2 protein-coding genes are annotated in these 1,340 nt (G+C 44.9%); both read left to right on the top strand.

All coding sequences use genetic code 11. The features are described 5' to 3' along the window. Positions 1 to 28 precede the first annotated feature (28 nt). Positions 29 to 262, top strand: coding sequence for a hypothetical protein (locus BN3283_RS00010; protein WP_059025163.1), 234 nt, complete (start codon positions 29 to 31; stop codon positions 260 to 262). A gap of 5 nt (positions 263 to 267) precedes the next feature. Further along, positions 268 to 873 (top strand): imm11 family protein, encoded by a 606-nt coding sequence (locus tag BN3283_RS00005; protein ID WP_059025161.1) that lies wholly within the window; start codon positions 268 to 270, stop codon positions 871 to 873. Positions 874 to 1,340: the final 467 nt, after the last annotated feature.

Raw genomic sequence — 1,340 nt, 5'->3', positions numbered from 1 at the left:
TTGGCAGTGAATTAACCCCGGGAAAAGCATGCAGGCACATCATGTATTCCCGAAAAAATTCCGGACGCAATTTCATGAACTGGGCATTAACATCGATGATCCCAAGTTCGGGAGCTGGTGGGAAACGAACGCTCACCAGAAAAACTCGTACCGGTACAATCAAAGATGGGATAAATTTTTCAAGGACAATCCCACCACCGGGGGAGCTTATGGTCTCGCCCGGGAATTAGGTGCTAAACACGGTTTTATTTTAAATTTTTAAACACGATGGAATTATCGAATTTTTATAGATTTAAAGACAAGTATCGTTCCGTGACGGTACAAATGGAGCAAACTCGAGAATGGGAGTGGGCAGAGCCCGCTGGATTACGGGAATACCGGATGTTATTGACGGGCGATTACCGGGGGGCGGAATTTCCCCTGGAGTTCCGTCACTATAGCGGGAAACGATACGATGATGTATTGGGAATAGGATACAGCTCGCTTTATTTAATCTCGGATCGTTTCAGGGAGGTGCTGGAAAAGAACAACTTCACGGGATGGAAATGTTTTCCCGTCCGGCTTTTCACGAAAAAGGGAGAGGAAGTAACCGGTTACCAGGGATTCTCCGTCACCGGCCGGGCTGGGAGAGTCGACTGGGGGAAAAGCGAGATCGTGTATATCGAGTACCCGACAGGTATTCAGGAAACTAATTACAAGGGAATGCACGTCGACATGGAACAATGGGACGGTAGCGATATCTTTATGCCTGAGCAACGATATAATAGCATCATGATGACTCGAAAGGTACGGGAGGCCTTGTTAGCGGAGAAAATAACAAATATCCAATTTGAAAATATAACGGAAATTTTAATCCCGTGTGATTGTGCTTAATATTACCACGCAAGAACTAAATTATTTCAATTTTTCAGGGAATTTAAAAACAATTCAGGGGACAAGTCAAACGTCCCCTGTTTTTATTTCCAAGTCTCTAAAACCCGATAACACGTGAAAAAAACGATCGTGCGATTGGGATTACGAGAATAATATTTTAAATTTGTTATCAATAACAAATTTAAAACCAATATTGGCAGCGAATTAATCCCGGGTTATCTTAAATAAGATCACGATACAGGACTCCGCCCATAACGGTTTTAACGGACGTGTTACAAGATACGTTCTTTGACATACTAGAAAACTGGCGCCGAAGCTGGTGCCCGTCGCGGGATGGGGAGCCACCGGGGGCAAGGTGACAAGCAAGGCCCTGAAGGCTTTTAAAGCCGGGAACTTCCGGAAAAACATGATCCGGTTAACCGGCATTAACCCCGGGAAAAGCATGCAGGCACATCATGTATTCCCGA

The sequence above is a fragment of the Gabonibacter massiliensis genome (assembly GCA_001487125.1).
Taxonomy (GTDB): Bacteria; Bacteroidota; Bacteroidia; order Bacteroidales; family Marinifilaceae; genus Gabonibacter; species Gabonibacter massiliensis.
The sequence above is the reverse complement of the archived record's forward strand: the minus strand, read 5'-3'. Positions and strand labels throughout refer to the sequence as shown.

Excerpts from the sequence above, each read along its gene's own strand:
- BN3283_RS00010 (WP_059025163.1), top strand. The coding sequence starts at position 29 with ATGCAGGCACATCATGTATTCCCGAAAAAATTCCGGACGCAATTTCAT.
- BN3283_RS00005 (WP_059025161.1), top strand. The coding sequence starts at position 268 with ATGGAATTATCGAATTTTTATAGATTTAAAGACAAGTATCGTTCCGTG.